This window comes from Aquimarina sp. Aq78 (assembly GCF_900299525.1).
GTDB lineage: Bacteria > Bacteroidota > Bacteroidia > Flavobacteriales > Flavobacteriaceae > Aquimarina.
The window spans coordinates 98,714-112,680 of record NZ_OMKA01000023.1 but is presented as its reverse complement, the minus strand read 5'-3'; the positions used below and the strand labels follow the sequence as shown (position 1 = coordinate 112,680).

The following is a 13,967-nucleotide window of genomic DNA, read 5'->3' as shown; positions in this document are numbered from 1 at the left end:
TTATTTTACCTTATCAAGTTTTAATGTTTTAAGCAAAGCATCAAAGTAGTAATCTTCCTGATCTGGTATGATTACTACTTTATACGCTGTATTTTTTATAATATAATGTGATGATGTTTCTGGATCCAATATTTTAGAATGACGATTAACGATCTTTTGAATAAAGTCGTTGATCAAAAGCACCTCATCATAATTTATCTCTCTGCGATATGTAGGTTTATCACTTTTATAAACTAGATAATCATTCCTAAAACTAAGAGATTTTTTATCTCCAGTATGGCTATTAAATTCAAAAGTAAAATCTTTAGACGTAAATATTTTATTAATATTTTCTACAGTTGGTTCTACACTACGAGCACAACTCACAATGAAAATAACAACAAAAATTATCTTTACTCTTTGCATGATTTATGAAAAGAATAAAGATAAAAAATATTACTATCTATAATCTTATTTTGATGCAAATCGTTTTATAGAGCTTTCAAAATCAATATCTTCCAGATTACTAATCAACAATCCAATTCCTCCGGATTTTGACGCAACTATATACTCTGTCTGAAATTTTCTATCTTTTTTATAGGCTTTTAGATATTTAAGCTTAACTACTTTCGAAGTTGGAGTAAAGAAAAATCGACCATGAATTCTTTTATATTTTACTTCCTGAACATTAGATTCATCTTGCAATTGATCATTAAGCGCGGCTACAACTCTAGCAGCTCTATGCTCATCAAACTGATAAAAATCACAAGTATAGATAAATACGTAATTCTCTACATTGTTTTCATCAACAAATAGTTCGAAATCTACTTTTTTATCTTCTATTTTTTTCAATTCATGTAAAGCAACCTTTTTAAATTTTGGTTTATTTTCTAATGAATCCAGTCTATTTTTAAATTCTTCAGGAGATGTTTTAGAATAACCACTTGTAAGCACAATAGTGTTATTTCTAAATTCGATTGTGTTTTTAGAAAACTTAGAGAATTTAGAAAACTTAGATTCTTTGGGTAAAAATTCGCACCCTACAACAAGGATAACGATTAGCAATAGTAGAATTTTTTTCATAAGGCATTTGTGTTAATTAATATAACATTATTATAGATAAGCCCTAAATGATTGTCTTGCAAGTTAATAAAAAAAAACCACATAATTGTCATTCAGCCGAATTTTTAAACACTTTAACTGATTTTTTATTTCTATTCTTGGTTTTTAAGTAAGTATTATATGGCATTATGTATTGTAATAACAGGCCAATTATCCCGTTTTCTATTCTAAATTAGAAATAAACTTTTCTACGTTAAAATTAACATCATCTTCTCCTTGTTGATCAAAGGGATTTTCTAAATGGGATTGAATATTATCCAAGGCTACTAAAATAACGCTATACAAAATTGGCATTGCAAATTCTAATCCTATTGCGTATTCTTGTGCTTTATAAGCAAAGTATGGCCCGTATAATATTGGAAGAATGACTATGAAAATATCACTATACGTTCTTAGTGTTCTGGGAGTACGATATTGATAGATATGTTTAATTTTTTCGAAAGAAATCATCATTTTACTTAAAAACTGATTCGAACGTGAAGCTTCTCCCGAGGGTAATCCGTGTTTTCTCATTTCTTTTATAAAAGAAGATAGTTCTGTAAAATTTCTGTATACCTCCTTTTCATGATTTTCTAATTCGGCTACAGGTTTTGTAAACATATGCTTACAGGCGTTCAATAATCCCTCTAAATGAATTTTTAAATCTTCTTTAAGAGCTACCGGTGGATTTTCTAACCAGTGTATTGTTGCAAAATACAATGCTCTGCCATGCGCTTTGATACTACCATATTCATCTAATGCAGTTTCTCTACGCTTATATGCGCCTCCAATAGAAAAAACGATTGGAAAAACAATAGCTGTAGCAATTAAAGTTAATGGGAAATTAGCCGTAAAATCAAAATATCTACATCCATAGCTGGATATCAGGGCTAGAAAAGTAATGATAAATGTCTTACAGTTAATGATAAGACCTATCCTTCTAATTATTTTCAACATAAATATTGTAAGTGGTTATACCCAATCTTTTGGATTTGTTAGTACTTCTACTAGTCGCGCTTCTTCGCTACCCGCTTCTGGATGGTGATCATATCGCCACTGCACATGAGGGGGAAGACTCATTAGAATACTTTCTATTCTTCCATTCGTTTTTAGTCCAAATAGAGTTCCTTTATCGTGCACCAAATTAAATTCTACATAGCGTCCACGTCGAATTTCCTGCCATTCTCTTTGCATTTCGGTATATGGCAGATCTTTTCTTCTCTCTACAATTGGAGTATATGCTTCTAAAAAACTATTCCCGACTTCGGTTACAAAATCATACCAGTTTTGCATCGACGTCGTATCATTTGCTTTACAATAATCAAAAAACAAACCTCCTACTCCACGACCTTCTCCACGATGTGTATTGTAGAAATATTCGTCACATTTCTTCTTGTAGGTAGTATAAAAATTCGAGTGATGGGCATCACAAGAGTTTTTACATATCTGGTGAAAGTGTTTTGCATCCTCATCAAAGAGATAATAAGGCGTTAAATCCTGTCCCCCACCAAACCAACTATCTACGATAGTTCCGTTTGTATCATACATTTCAAAATAACGCCAATTAGCATGTACTGTTGGCACCATTGGGTTTTTAGGATGTAATACTAATGACAAACCACAGGCAAAAAAGTCAACATCACCTACATTAAAATAGCTCTGCATGGCTTTAGGAAGTGCTCCATGAACTCCAGAGATATTTACACCTCCTTTTTCGAATACATTTCCGTTTTCGATCACTCGGGTTCTTCCACCACCACCTTCGGGGCGCTCCCATAGATCTTCTCGAAATTTAGCTTGACCATCTATTTTCTCTAATTTAGAGGTTATGGTATCTTGCAAGTCTTGTATGTATTGATAAAACTTATCTTTCATTATAATTATGTAAATATTCTTACCAGATTTTATAAACCTAATAGAAATTAGCCACCCTATTTACGCTTCGATTTTGGAAACCTCTTCGGATGTGTTTTTTAGTTCAATTAATCCTTTTTCTTTCAAAATTTTCACAGTCTCGGTAGAAGCTGCAACCACAGATATAGGTAAGGTGATAATAAATCCTATAATTGGTATAAATAACATGAGTACAAACACAATTCCGTTACCAATAGCGGTTCCTCTATTTTTTCTTACAAACCGAATACTTTCTTTATAATTAAAATGGCGTTCCATAGTATAATCCATATTACCAAAACCTACATAATATGCTTGTATGAGAAAGATTAGTATTGTTGCTGCAATACCTATAACCGGAATGAAACTTAAAATAATCAACGGAATCATAAATAGTAATTCTCTAAATAGATTTCGCACATTAATACGGATACCTCTTGATAATTGTTGGCTAAATGATGTATTGCGATGCACATGATCTGTTTCTCCCAAAAAGTGCGTTTCTACTTTTTCTGAAACCGGACTCATAAATGGAGCGGATAATGCCATTACAATATGCTTATATAATATTAATCCTATCACCAGGATCAATAAACCACCAATATATGTACTAATGGTAGCAAATGTTTCTGCTCCCCACTCCCAAACCCAAATCCGAGCAATTAAAGCACCCAAATTATCTGAAAAGAAATACACTAATGCCATAAAAGATAATCCTGTGATTACACTTATCAAAATAGGTACAGCAAAAAATTTCCATAATCCTAATTTTGAAATAAGTTTGAACGTCCCGAAATAAGCCTTGATCCCGTTAATGATATTTTTAAGCATTGGTCACTGTTTTTTGATTGATTTACTCCTTTATATAAGTAGTCATTTTATCATTTTTGTTTCAATTTTTGAAATATTTCAAAATCTAGTATAGATCTCACCGGTTTTTAAAAACCAATGAAGGGTTATCTTTTACTTATTTCTACATCTCCAAAAGATAAATCAATTTATCCTTATGATCCAGTATTTCTTTGATATCTGTTACTTTCTTAGCTTTTTGGGTATTTTCCTTTAAAAAAGAGATCATTTCTTCTTCGAAACCGATGGTCAGGTCCAAAAAATATTTTCTACCGATCTCATTATTATGCAAATCCATCGCAGTTTCTATTGGTTTGTTTGGAGCTAATTTTTCGTGTAGATCGGTAATTTTTTTTGTCCAGGCTATAGATTTTTCTTTGTTTTTGGTTATTCTAAAAGTAGTCCGACAAATCAATATATTCCATAACGCATGTCGAAAAGCATTAGCTTTTCCATTTTTATGATGTGCTTTTCCATAGTGCAAATCACAAATAATCATGGTTCTCCTTGTAGCTTTTAACGTTGGATAGATAAGTAACGGATTCTGAAGCATTATCCCTGTTAATCTAAGGATTTGCCTAAAACTCAATCGTCTTAACAGACTCCTAATACTCATTCTTATGCTTGATATTCTTTTACTGCATCTACAAATGCTTGAGCATTCTCTACAGGAATATTAGGTAAAATCCCATGCCCCAAATTAGCGATATAACGATCTTTACCAAAAGCATCTATCATTTGTTTAACCATTTTTTTGATTTCTGCAGGTGGAGATAATAATCTCGAAGGATCAAAATTACCTTGTAATGTTATATTTCCTCCGGTAAGATAACGCGCATTACGTGCAGAACAGGTCCAGTCTACACCAAGAGCAGCAGCTCCTGATTGCGCCATTTCCTGTAATGCAAACCAGCATCCTTTTCCAAAAACAATTACTTCGGTTTCTTCTTTTAGTGCATCTATAATCTGCTGGATATATTTCCATGAGAATTCCTGATAATCCACTGGTGATAGCATCCCTCCCCAGCTATCAAATACCTGGACTGCATTAACTCCTGCCGCTACCTTTGCTTTAAGATATGCAATAGTAGTATCGGTAATTTTTTGTAACAATTGGTGTGCTGCTTCTGGTTGTGCAAAACACAATTCTTTGGCTTTATCAAAATTCTTAGACCCTTGTCCCTGTACAGCATAACATAAAATCGTCCATGGAGAACCTGCAAAACCAATTAAAGGAACACGGTTATCTAATCGTTCTTTTGTTAGTTTAATCGCATCCATTACATATCCTAATTCTTCATAAACATCAGGAACAATTACTTGTTCTACATCTGCTAAAGATCGAATTGGATTAGGAAGCCAGGGTCCAACCCCGTCTTTCATTTCGACTTCGATATTCATTGCTTGCGGGATCACCAAAATATCACTGAACAAGATTGCGGCATCGGGGCCAATGATATCTATAGGTTGTACGGTTATCTCTGCTGCCAGTTCTGGTGTTCTGCAGCGCGTAAAAAAATCATATTTTGCTTTTAGTGCGCGAAACTCTGGTAAATATCGTCCTGCCTGACGCATCATCCAAACTGGTGGGCGTTCTACAGTTTCTCCTTTTAGTGCTTTAAGAAATAGATCGTTTTTTAGTGCTGTCATATGCTGTTGTGAATTTTCGCAAAAGCGAAAATCGCTTTATTATTTAGTATTCAAAATGATTCTGGTCTGTATCCAAAATCATAATTTATTTTTTATTAAAATATTTTACAGCTTGAACAATTACATTCTCGACTGTAGGTTTATTGGCCACAATAATATTGTCTGTATATTTTTTAGCTTCAGAAGCAGTTGTATTTCCTATACAAAATGAAACACTTTCTTCTATTTTGTTTTCTGAAACATAACTTTGGATTCCGGATGGACTAAAAAATAATATTCCATCAAACGTTCGGTTAAATTTATTTGATTTTAAATGTGTTTTATATACTATTTGCTCTTTTACCTCAACATTATTTTGTTCTAAAAGATCAGGTAATTCATCTCTTCTCAAGTTTCCACAAAAAAACAAAAAAGAGTCGTTTTTATACTTTTTAATAATGATTTCGGCTAAATCTGATGCATTTTGAGCAGTTTCTACCACATTTAGATCATTTTCTTGTAACAGTTTTTTAGTATTATCGCCGACACAAAAACAGTTTGAAACAACCATTCCAGAATTTTTAATTGCCTTCACAGCATTCTTGCTTGTGAAAATTGCATTCTGGACTGTATCCTCAATATTAATTTCTAAAAGCTTAATAGTTATGGCTTCGTACTCGACAAATCCAATGCCTGTATTTAGCAACAACTCTTTTTGAGCTGCAGAAAGTTTTTTGGTTGAGAGTATTGTTGGTGAAGTATCCAATCTATCCTATTTCTGCTTTTATCTCTTTCATCAATTCATGTCCTCCGTTATTCAATATTTCCCGAGCGCATATCTCACCCAGATTTTCAACATCACCTATTTTTATTTCTTTATTCACTTCAATCTTATCATTTCCGTCGAGGCTAAATAAAGCTCCAGTAAAGTGAATACTATCGTTCTTAATTTTTGCTAACGCTCCTATTGGTGCAGTACAACCTCCTTCTAATTCTCGTAGAAATTCTCGTTCGATATGTACACATATTTCAGATGGTTTATCGTTCAAATTTGATAAAGCCTCTTGACAATACTTATCCTCTTCTTTAGCAACAACCAACATAGCTCCTTGTGCTGGAGCGGGAATCATCCAATCCAGATCAACATAATTATCGGGTTTTAGATTAATACGTTCTAATCCTGCAGCGGCAAATATGGCACCATTCCAATCACTATCAGTCAGTTTTTGCATTCGTGTATTTACATTTCCTCGCAGATCAACTACTGTATGTGTTGGGTATTTATGTAACCATTGTGCTTTTCTTCGAAGGCTTCCGGTAGCAATTGTTCCTTTATTTTCTAAAAAATCCAACCCCTTATGGGCCAGAATATCATTTACATTAGCTCGTTTTAAAATGGCAGCTTCTACTATCCCTTTTGGTAGAATCGTAGGAACGTCCTTCATCGAATGCACAGCAATATCAATATCACCATGTAACATGGCTATATCCAGTGTTTTGGTAAAAATTCCTGTAATCCCTAATTCATACAATGGTTTATCCAATATAATATCACCTGTTGATTTAACGGGAATCAAGTGGGTTTTATATCCTAATTCTTCTAAGTTTTTTTGCACGGTATTAGCTTGCCAAAGTGCTAATTCACTATCTCTGGTACCTATACGAATCGTTCTTGCCAAAGCTATTTGTTTTGTAATTGAAATACTTTCTGAATCAGTTCTATGCTTTCATCTGCCGAAGTATTATCATCTTTAAGATGATTGGCAAAATGATTTGTGATTTTCTGAATGATTCGACTGCTAATAATATCTGCTTGTTCTTCATCAAAATCTGCATACTTTTTTCGTTGTAGATTGATTTCTGCATCTTTTAATGTAGATAATTTATTTTTAAGTGCCTTAATAGTAGGAGCAAATTTTCTGGTTTCTAACCAACTATCAAATTCTGTTTTTACTTCTTCTATAATAACTTCGGCTTGTGGGATGTATTGTTTCCTTCTTTGCAATGTGTCATCTGTCATTTTTGACAAATGATCCAGATGTACCAAAGTTACATTTGGTAACTCAATCACATCATCTGATACATTTTTTGGAATAGACAAATCTAAAATCAATAATGGTTTCTGTGAATGAATTAATTGTTTAGAAATTGTTGGATTCTGTGCTCCCGTAGCCACAATAAGAACATCTGCATTTGTTATTTCTGACTGAATATTAGCATAATCCTTTACGATAAGATTAAATTTCCCTGCTATTTTTTCTGCTTTATCCTTTGTTCGGTTAATCAATGTGATATGGTCATTCTTGGTATGTTTTACCAAATTTTCACAGGTATTTCTTCCTATTTTACCAGTCCCGAAAAGTACTATTTTCTTGTCTGAAATGTTTTCTACATTCTTAAGAATATATTGAACTGAGGCAAAAGAAACCGAGGTTGCTCCCGATGAAATCTCAGTCTCATTCTTGATGCGTTTGCTTGCCTGAATTACGGCATTGACAAGTCTTTCAAGAAAAGGATTAGTAACTTCTACTTTTTTAGAAGCTTTAAAACTTTTTTTTAACTGACTTATGATTTCAAAATCACCTAGTATCTGGCTATCTAAACCTGTACCAACTTTAAATAAATGTGATACTGCTTTACTATTTTTATGCACATATGCTACTTTTTCGAACTCTTCTACGGTTCCATGAGTATGTTCGCAAAGTAATTTGATTAATTGAAACGGGTGTTGAGCAAAACCGTGTAATTCGGTTCGGTTACAGGTAGAGGTAACAAGCAAAGCTTCAATACCTTCTTTTTTTGCTTGTTCTAGTATTCCTTCTTTGGCCTCATCGTTTACACTAAAATGACCTCTGATCTCTGCATCAGCTTTTTTATAACTAAGTCCAATAGTGTAAAAATTCGTTCCTTTTGCTCTTAAGTGAGACTCCATGCAGTCAATTCTATAATATTCCATAACAAAAGTATTTTAGATATGTCAAAAAAAATAACGCCAGAAGAACTTTAAGTGTCGAAAAACGTTGTTTAAGATATTATTTGTGTGAAAATGAGTAAAAACCCTTATTTTTGTGTAGGTGACAGAGATTCTTGCATCGACAGTTTAGACTCATTCTAAATAAATAAAATTTTACAGTTATGGAAATTGAACTAAAAAATAACGCTCCAGGGATTCTAGAAGAAACTCAAATCGAAGATGGTTTTCATATTCTAAAATTTCAAAACGAAACTAATGAAAACCAACGAGTTGTAAGAGACATCGACAGTAGTTTTATCCAGTTTCACTTCTGTATTAAAGGAGGTATTAAATTTAACTTTAACAACGGAAGCTATGCTATAAACCTTTCTGAAGAAAATTCACTACTCCTCTATAATCCACAGCGTGATCTCCCCATGAATCTCGAAATGGAAAAAGATTCCTGGTTGATCACCATCCTTATTTCTATAAAAAAGTTTCATTCTTTATTTTCTAAAGAGGCAGATCATATTCCTTTTCTTGGGGAAGGAAACCGTGATAAAAAGTATTATACCGATGCCAAGATCTCTCCTTCAATGGCTGTGGTATTAAACCAAATTATGAACTACAACCTGCATAAGTCAATTAAGCTATTATACTTTAAAGGAAAGGCGTATGAATTATTAAGTCTCTATTTTAATAGACCCGGAGATGCAGATGTAGAGCAATGTCCATTTCTGGTAGATGAAGAAAATGTATTAAAAATCCGAAAAGCTAAAGAAATTATTATCGCTCGCATGGCAGAACCTCCTACCCTTCAGGAGTTATCAAATGAGATTGGACTACCTCTTAAAAAACTTAAAGACGGATTTAAGCAAATTTATGGCGAACCAGTATATACGTTTTTGTTTGATTATAAAATGGAGGTAGCTCGGCAATTACTAGCCTCGGGAAGTCATAATGTAAATGAGGTAGGTCTAAAAGTAGGATATAGTACTGCAAGCCATTTTATAGCTGCATTTAAAAAGAAATTTGGCACTACTCCAAAAAAATATGTGATGAGCTTAAACTAAAACTCATTAATCGAATGATTCCCCTCTGGGAATCCCTACTCCTTTTTGTAAGGATACTATCGAATCATACATCCCTTGATCCTCATCAGAAGCATCTGCTACAACTGATACAAAATCAAACTGTTCTAACAACTCCAGAATAAAGGGCAGTTTGTCTTTTTCGACATCTACAATTATACGTTTCATCTTTGCTTTTTTTAATCATCTAAAAATACTAAAATAAAACTACTCAACTTTCAGTTTGCCAGAATTTAACGTATTTTAAGTTCTGTTTGATTTCTAATTTAGATTATGCATTAATTCTATAATACTACTATCAAAAAGTCTTATCACTTTTAGTATCATTCCTCTTTATAGTTTGTATTTTTGTGTGTGCAAAAAGAAAATTTATGAGTAAAGGAATTCTCCTTGTTAATCTTGGATCACCAGACAGTACTGATCCAAAGGATGTAAAAAAATATCTTGGTGAATTTTTGATGGATCCCAGAGTAATCGATGTTCCGTTATGGGCACGAATTCTATTGGTAAAAGGGATCATCTTAAATACCAGGCCAAAAAAATCGGCTGCAGCTTATAAAAAAATATGGTGGGATGAAGGTTCTCCTTTAATTGTACTATCAGAAAAATTACAGAAAAAAGTAGCAGATCGCACCTCGATCCCTATCGGCTTAGCGATGCGTTATGGCTCAATGAATATCAAAAAAGGATTACAGAAATTACAGGATAAAGGTGTAAATGAAGTTATGATTATTCCGCTTTATCCTCAATTTGCTATGGCAACTACAGAAACCATTTTGGTTCTTGCTGAAAAATTACAGAAAGAGCATTTTCCTAACATGAAACTTGTTGATGTTCCTGCTTTTTACAACAAACCTGAGTATATCGAAATCTTATCCAAAAGTATAGCCGAAAAGTTAGAAAAATTAGATTACGAGCATCTTTTATTTTCTTATCACGGAGTACCAGAAAGGCATATTCGTAAAAGTGATATTACCAAATCACATTGCAAAATTGACAGATCATGCTGTAATACTCCTTCTAAGGCTCACGAGTTTTGCTATCGACATCAATGTTATTCGACCACACAACAAGTAGCTAAAAAACTAAATCTAAAAGAAGGAACTTATTCTACTTCTTTTCAATCTCGCTTAGGCTTCGATCCATGGTTACAACCGTATACTGATCGTACTATAGAACGCATGGGAAAAGAAGGGATTAAAAAAATGGCTATTGTAACTCCTGCTTTTGTATCAGATTGCTTAGAAACTTTAGAAGAAATAGCCATGGAAGGAGAAGAAATTTTTCATGAAGTCGGCGGTAAAGAATTCACAACCATTCCTTGTCTTAATGATCGTGATGATTGGGCAGATCTACTTGCTAATTGGGTGAATGAATGGGTTACTGTTAAAACCCAAACGGTATAATGGCAAAAATAACAGCCGAAACTTTGGGAATAGAACCCATAGGGAAATTGCTAATAAAACAAGCAGTCCCAGCATCTATAGGGATATTAGTGATGTCTCTTAATATTCTAATTGATTCTATCTTTGTAGGCAACTGGATTGGTTCAATTGCCATTGCGGCTATTAATGTAGTACTTCCTGTATCCTTTTTTATTGCTGCATTAGGAATGTCTATTGGCGTAGGAGGTTCTAGTATAATTTCTAGAGCATTAGGTGCTAACAATAAGGAAAAAGCACTCAAGACCTTTGGAAACCAGATTACCCTTTCTCTAATTTTTATGGTTTCTTTGGTTGTTTTAGGCTTGGTTTTTGTCGATGATATTATTCCAAAATTTGGCGGGAAAGGAGATATTTTTGAACCCGCAAAAATCTACTATACTATTATTTTATATGGTGTGCCTATCCTTGGTTTTGCCATGATGGGTAATACTGTGATCAGAGCAGAAGGAAAACCTAAATTTGCTATGACAGCTATGATCATTCCCACAGTTGGTAATCTACTAATGGACTATCTTTTTATTAATGTAATGGATATGGGAATGCACGGTGCTGCATGGGCGACAACAGGATCATATCTTGCTTGTTTTTTATATATTTTTTGGTTTTTCAGTTCTAAAAACTCCGAATTAAAAATCAGCTTTCGTCATCTTGGACTACAAAAAGAGATTGTTTCAGAAATTGCTTCACTTGGCGGGGTAACTCTGGCCAGACAAGCTGTAGTAAGCATTACCTATTTGTTAATGAATAATATTTTATTCGATCTTGGCCAAGAAGGCCTGGTAGCTGTGTATGCTATTATTGGTCGAATGCTAATGTTTGCCTTATTTCCTGTTTTTGGAGTAACCCAGGGATTCTTACCTATTGCCGGGTATAATTATGGTGCACAACACTATCCTCGTGTTAGAGAATCTATTAATACCGCAATCAAATATGCTGCAATTTTAGCTACCTTAGTTTTTATAGGGTTAATGATTTTTCCTGCAGAAATAACAACTTTATTTCTAAGTAATAACCCTAATCTAGCTCCCAAAGAGTTAGCACTAAATCAATATGTATTATCTCACACTGCAGAACCCATGCGATGGGTATTTGCAGCTACTCCTATTATTGCGCTTCAACTTATAGGAGCAGCCTATTTCCAGGCTGTAGGAAAAGCCATTCCTGCTTTATTACTTACGCTATCAAGGCAAGGTTTCTTTTTTATTCCTTTGATTTTGATTCTTCCTAAGTTTTATGGTGAATTAGGGGTTTGGATTTCTTTCCCGATTGCAGACATATTAGCAACCATTGTTACTGGGTATTTTCTGAACCGGGAAGTAAGAACAAAACTTATTGCACAAACTAACTAACCGTTTTTACTTTTTGGTAGTAGCAGCTTTGCTAATAATTTTCCATTCTCCATCAATCTTTTTCAGAAGAAAAATATCAATATATCGTATATCTTTATCTTCTATCAAAATTTCGGCTTTTGCCATAGCGATATCATTTTCTCTGTCTACAGATAATATTTTACCTGTCCTACCATTAAATTTCCCTTGTTCTCTTTTTTCAAACCATGAAGCATATTCATTAATCGGTACAATCCATAGTTTTTTCTCTTTATGAGTAAGAAACAAATTAGCTTCATCATAAAAAGCTTCTTTAATTGTTTCGGGCTTGTTATATGAGGTTCCCTCTAGGTATTTATTAATCGAAGATCGTATCTGATCATCTTCCGATTGTGCAATGGTGATGTTACAACTAACTAAAAATAGAGTTATCCAAAAATAGGTTTTCATGTGTTCTGTTTATTTATATTAAGGTTATTGATTATTTTTTATTCTTAAGATTTTTCCATTAGGTTCATCGGTAAGCAGATAGAGTTTCCCTTCTGGGCTTTGTACTATTTTTCTAGATCGTATTCTATCATCAACAAATAATTCTTCTGCACTTTTTATGATTTTATTTTCGATTCTGAATCTCCACAGACTTCCTCTACTCAATCCAGGAACGAGTAGATCATTTTTCCATTCGGGAAATTCATCACCAGTATAAAAAATGAGTCCGGTAGGTGCAACGGTGTGCTGCCAATACCAAATAGGATCGGTATATACAGCTCCTTCAATTTTATGAGGATAATATTCTTTACTTCGATAGCTTCCGGTGGTAATAATTGGCCAACCATAATTAGCTCCGGGTTTCAACATATTGACCTCATCTCCTTGTCGAGTGCCATGCTCACTAAACCATATATCCCCCGTCTTACTATCTACTGTTATCCCTTGTGCAGCCCTAATCCCAATGGCATAAACCCCCGGAACAGCAGTTGTTCCAAAATCAGGATTATCGTTAGGTATACTTCCATCAGGATTTATTCGATATATTTTTCCTCGTTTATCTTTCAAGTCCTGAGCAATAGGTATTTCAGGCTCATCAATTTCCTTAAACAATCGTTCTCCCATAGTGATGTATAATTTACCATCAACACCAAAAGTCATCCCTCCTCCATAATGAAAGTATTCTCTTGTATACGGCCCCGCTTCGAGCAATGTTTTTATACTAGTTAAAGAATCATTTTTTAGTACAGCACGTACTACTTTTGTGGCATTTCCTTCTCCCTTCCTTTTTGCAGCATACGAAAGATATACGTGTTTATTGTTCCTAAAATCCGGATCCAACAATACTTCAAAAATACCCGAATTATCTCCTTCTGTAATCATTCGAATGCTATCCGTTAGATCAGCAGGAAAGCCTTTTATAATTCCTTTTTCTTTTGAAATGAGATTTACTTTAACCAAATTTCCATCCTTCTCTGATACCAGAACTTCATCCTCTGACAAGAAAGCTATACTCCAAGGATGTTTAAGACTATCTATCAAAATCTCTTTTATTGGCTGCATTTTCTTTTTTGAAACCTCTGAAGGTTTTTCAATTTTGGCACAAGCCGCCACAATCAAAAGCAGTAAGAATATTGATTTATTCATTGATATTATTTTGAAATTTTATGAGTGCAAAATCCAAAAGAATACATCAAAATCCTTTAAAAAA

At 33.7% G+C, this 13,967-nt stretch carries 16 protein-coding genes; 3 read left to right on the top strand and 13 right to left on the bottom strand.

Annotated elements, in window-relative coordinates; all coding sequences use genetic code 11:
- The 10 genes from DG435_RS13740 to hemA form a co-directional block, all read right to left on the bottom strand.
- Positions 1-405 carry a hypothetical protein gene (locus DG435_RS13740; RefSeq protein ID WP_106791564.1) on the bottom strand — a complete coding sequence of 135 codons (405 nt, stop codon included), beginning with the start codon at positions 403-405 and terminating at the stop codon, positions 1-3.
- Positions 406-450: 45 nt separating this feature from the next.
- Complete coding sequence (locus tag DG435_RS13735) at positions 451-1,062, bottom strand: hypothetical protein (RefSeq protein ID WP_106791565.1); 612 nt, start codon at positions 1,060-1,062, stop codon at positions 451-453.
- A gap of 201 nt (positions 1,063-1,263) precedes the next feature.
- Positions 1,264-2,037, bottom strand: coding sequence for a hypothetical protein (locus DG435_RS13730; protein ID WP_234387050.1), 774 nt, complete (start codon positions 2,035-2,037; stop codon positions 1,264-1,266).
- Between the two features lie 15 nt (positions 2,038-2,052).
- Entirely contained in the window at positions 2,053-2,955 is a 903-nt protein-coding gene (gene hemF, locus DG435_RS13725) for an oxygen-dependent coproporphyrinogen oxidase (RefSeq protein WP_106791566.1), read from the bottom strand.
- A 60-nt stretch (positions 2,956-3,015) separates the two neighbouring features.
- On the bottom strand, positions 3,016-3,804 hold the full coding sequence (locus tag DG435_RS13720; RefSeq protein WP_106791567.1) for an EI24 domain-containing protein: 789 nt from the start codon (positions 3,802-3,804) through the stop codon (positions 3,016-3,018).
- Between the two features lie 142 nt (positions 3,805-3,946).
- Positions 3,947-4,438 carry a hypothetical protein gene (locus tag DG435_RS13715; RefSeq protein ID WP_159025473.1) on the bottom strand — a complete coding sequence of 164 codons (492 nt, stop codon included), beginning with the start codon at positions 4,436-4,438 and terminating at the stop codon, positions 3,947-3,949.
- A 2-nt stretch (positions 4,439-4,440) separates the two neighbouring features.
- Complete coding sequence (gene hemE / locus DG435_RS13710; protein ID WP_106791569.1) at positions 4,441-5,472, bottom strand: uroporphyrinogen decarboxylase; 1,032 nt, start codon at positions 5,470-5,472, stop codon at positions 4,441-4,443.
- 85 nt (positions 5,473-5,557) lie between these two features.
- Complete coding sequence (locus tag DG435_RS13705; protein ID WP_106791570.1) at positions 5,558-6,217, bottom strand: uroporphyrinogen-III synthase; 660 nt, start codon at positions 6,215-6,217, stop codon at positions 5,558-5,560.
- A gap of 1 nt (position 6,218) precedes the next feature.
- Complete coding sequence (gene hemC, locus DG435_RS13700) at positions 6,219-7,130, bottom strand: hydroxymethylbilane synthase (protein ID WP_106791571.1); 912 nt, start codon at positions 7,128-7,130, stop codon at positions 6,219-6,221.
- Between the two features lie 2 nt (positions 7,131-7,132).
- Positions 7,133-8,383, bottom strand: coding sequence for a glutamyl-tRNA reductase (gene hemA / locus DG435_RS13695; protein WP_106791572.1), 1,251 nt, complete (start codon positions 8,381-8,383; stop codon positions 7,133-7,135).
- 203 nt (positions 8,384-8,586) lie between these two features.
- Here hemA and DG435_RS13690 point away from each other — a divergent pair, with 203 nt between their 5' ends.
- Positions 8,587-9,477 (top strand): helix-turn-helix transcriptional regulator, encoded by an 891-nt coding sequence (locus tag DG435_RS13690; protein WP_106791573.1) that lies wholly within the window; start codon positions 8,587-8,589, stop codon positions 9,475-9,477.
- A 6-nt stretch (positions 9,478-9,483) separates the two neighbouring features.
- Here the strand turns inward: DG435_RS13690 and DG435_RS13685 are convergent, their stop codons facing one another.
- Entirely contained in the window at positions 9,484-9,663 is a 180-nt protein-coding gene (locus tag DG435_RS13685) for a hypothetical protein (RefSeq protein WP_106791574.1), read from the bottom strand.
- Positions 9,664-9,866: 203 nt separating this feature from the next.
- On the opposite strand from DG435_RS13685, the gene hemH reads away from it, so the two are divergent.
- A complete protein-coding gene (gene hemH / locus DG435_RS13680; protein WP_106791575.1) occupies positions 9,867-10,901 on the top strand; it encodes a ferrochelatase in 1,035 nt (344 codons plus the stop codon).
- On the top strand, positions 10,901-12,289 hold the full coding sequence (locus DG435_RS13675) for an MATE family efflux transporter (RefSeq protein ID WP_106791576.1): 1,389 nt from the start codon (positions 10,901-10,903) through the stop codon (positions 12,287-12,289). The genes hemH and DG435_RS13675 overlap by 1 nt, the downstream gene beginning before the upstream one ends.
- Before the next feature lie 6 nt (positions 12,290-12,295).
- Here DG435_RS13675 and DG435_RS13670 read toward each other — a convergent pair whose 3' ends face one another.
- Positions 12,296-12,718 carry a nuclear transport factor 2 family protein gene (locus tag DG435_RS13670; protein ID WP_106791577.1) on the bottom strand — a complete coding sequence of 141 codons (423 nt, stop codon included), beginning with the start codon at positions 12,716-12,718 and terminating at the stop codon, positions 12,296-12,298.
- A 24-nt stretch (positions 12,719-12,742) separates the two neighbouring features.
- Positions 12,743-13,903 (bottom strand): PQQ-dependent sugar dehydrogenase, encoded by a 1,161-nt coding sequence (locus DG435_RS13665; RefSeq protein WP_106791578.1) that lies wholly within the window; start codon positions 13,901-13,903, stop codon positions 12,743-12,745.
- Between the last annotated feature and the right edge of the window lie 64 nt (positions 13,904-13,967).

Bases quoted from the DNA above. Each gene is read 5' to 3' on its own strand.
- DG435_RS13740 (WP_106791564.1), bottom strand. From the start codon at position 405: ATGCAAAGAGTAAAGATAATTTTTGTTGTTATTTTCATTGTGAGTTGT.
- DG435_RS13735 (WP_106791565.1), bottom strand. From the start codon at position 1,062: ATGAAAAAAATTCTACTATTGCTAATCGTTATCCTTGTTGTAGGGTGC.
- DG435_RS13730 (WP_234387050.1), bottom strand. From the start codon at position 2,037: ATGTTGAAAATAATTAGAAGGATAGGTCTTATCATTAACTGTAAGACA.
- hemF (WP_106791566.1), bottom strand. From the start codon at position 2,955: ATGAAAGATAAGTTTTATCAATACATACAAGACTTGCAAGATACCATA.
- DG435_RS13720 (WP_106791567.1), bottom strand. From the start codon at position 3,804: ATGCTTAAAAATATCATTAACGGGATCAAGGCTTATTTCGGGACGTTC.
- DG435_RS13715 (WP_159025473.1), bottom strand. From the start codon at position 4,438: ATGAGTATTAGGAGTCTGTTAAGACGATTGAGTTTTAGGCAAATCCTT.
- hemE (WP_106791569.1), bottom strand. From the start codon at position 5,472: ATGACAGCACTAAAAAACGATCTATTTCTTAAAGCACTAAAAGGAGAA.
- hemA (WP_106791572.1), bottom strand. From the start codon at position 8,383: ATGGAGTCTCACTTAAGAGCAAAAGGAACGAATTTTTACACTATTGGA.
- DG435_RS13690 (WP_106791573.1), top strand. From the start codon at position 8,587: ATGGAAATTGAACTAAAAAATAACGCTCCAGGGATTCTAGAAGAAACT.
- DG435_RS13685 (WP_106791574.1), bottom strand. From the start codon at position 9,663: ATGAAACGTATAATTGTAGATGTCGAAAAAGACAAACTGCCCTTTATT.
- hemH (WP_106791575.1), top strand. From the start codon at position 9,867: ATGAGTAAAGGAATTCTCCTTGTTAATCTTGGATCACCAGACAGTACT.
- DG435_RS13675 (WP_106791576.1), top strand. From the start codon at position 10,901: ATGGCAAAAATAACAGCCGAAACTTTGGGAATAGAACCCATAGGGAAA.
- DG435_RS13670 (WP_106791577.1), bottom strand. From the start codon at position 12,718: ATGAAAACCTATTTTTGGATAACTCTATTTTTAGTTAGTTGTAACATC.
- DG435_RS13665 (WP_106791578.1), bottom strand. From the start codon at position 13,903: ATGAATAAATCAATATTCTTACTGCTTTTGATTGTGGCGGCTTGTGCC.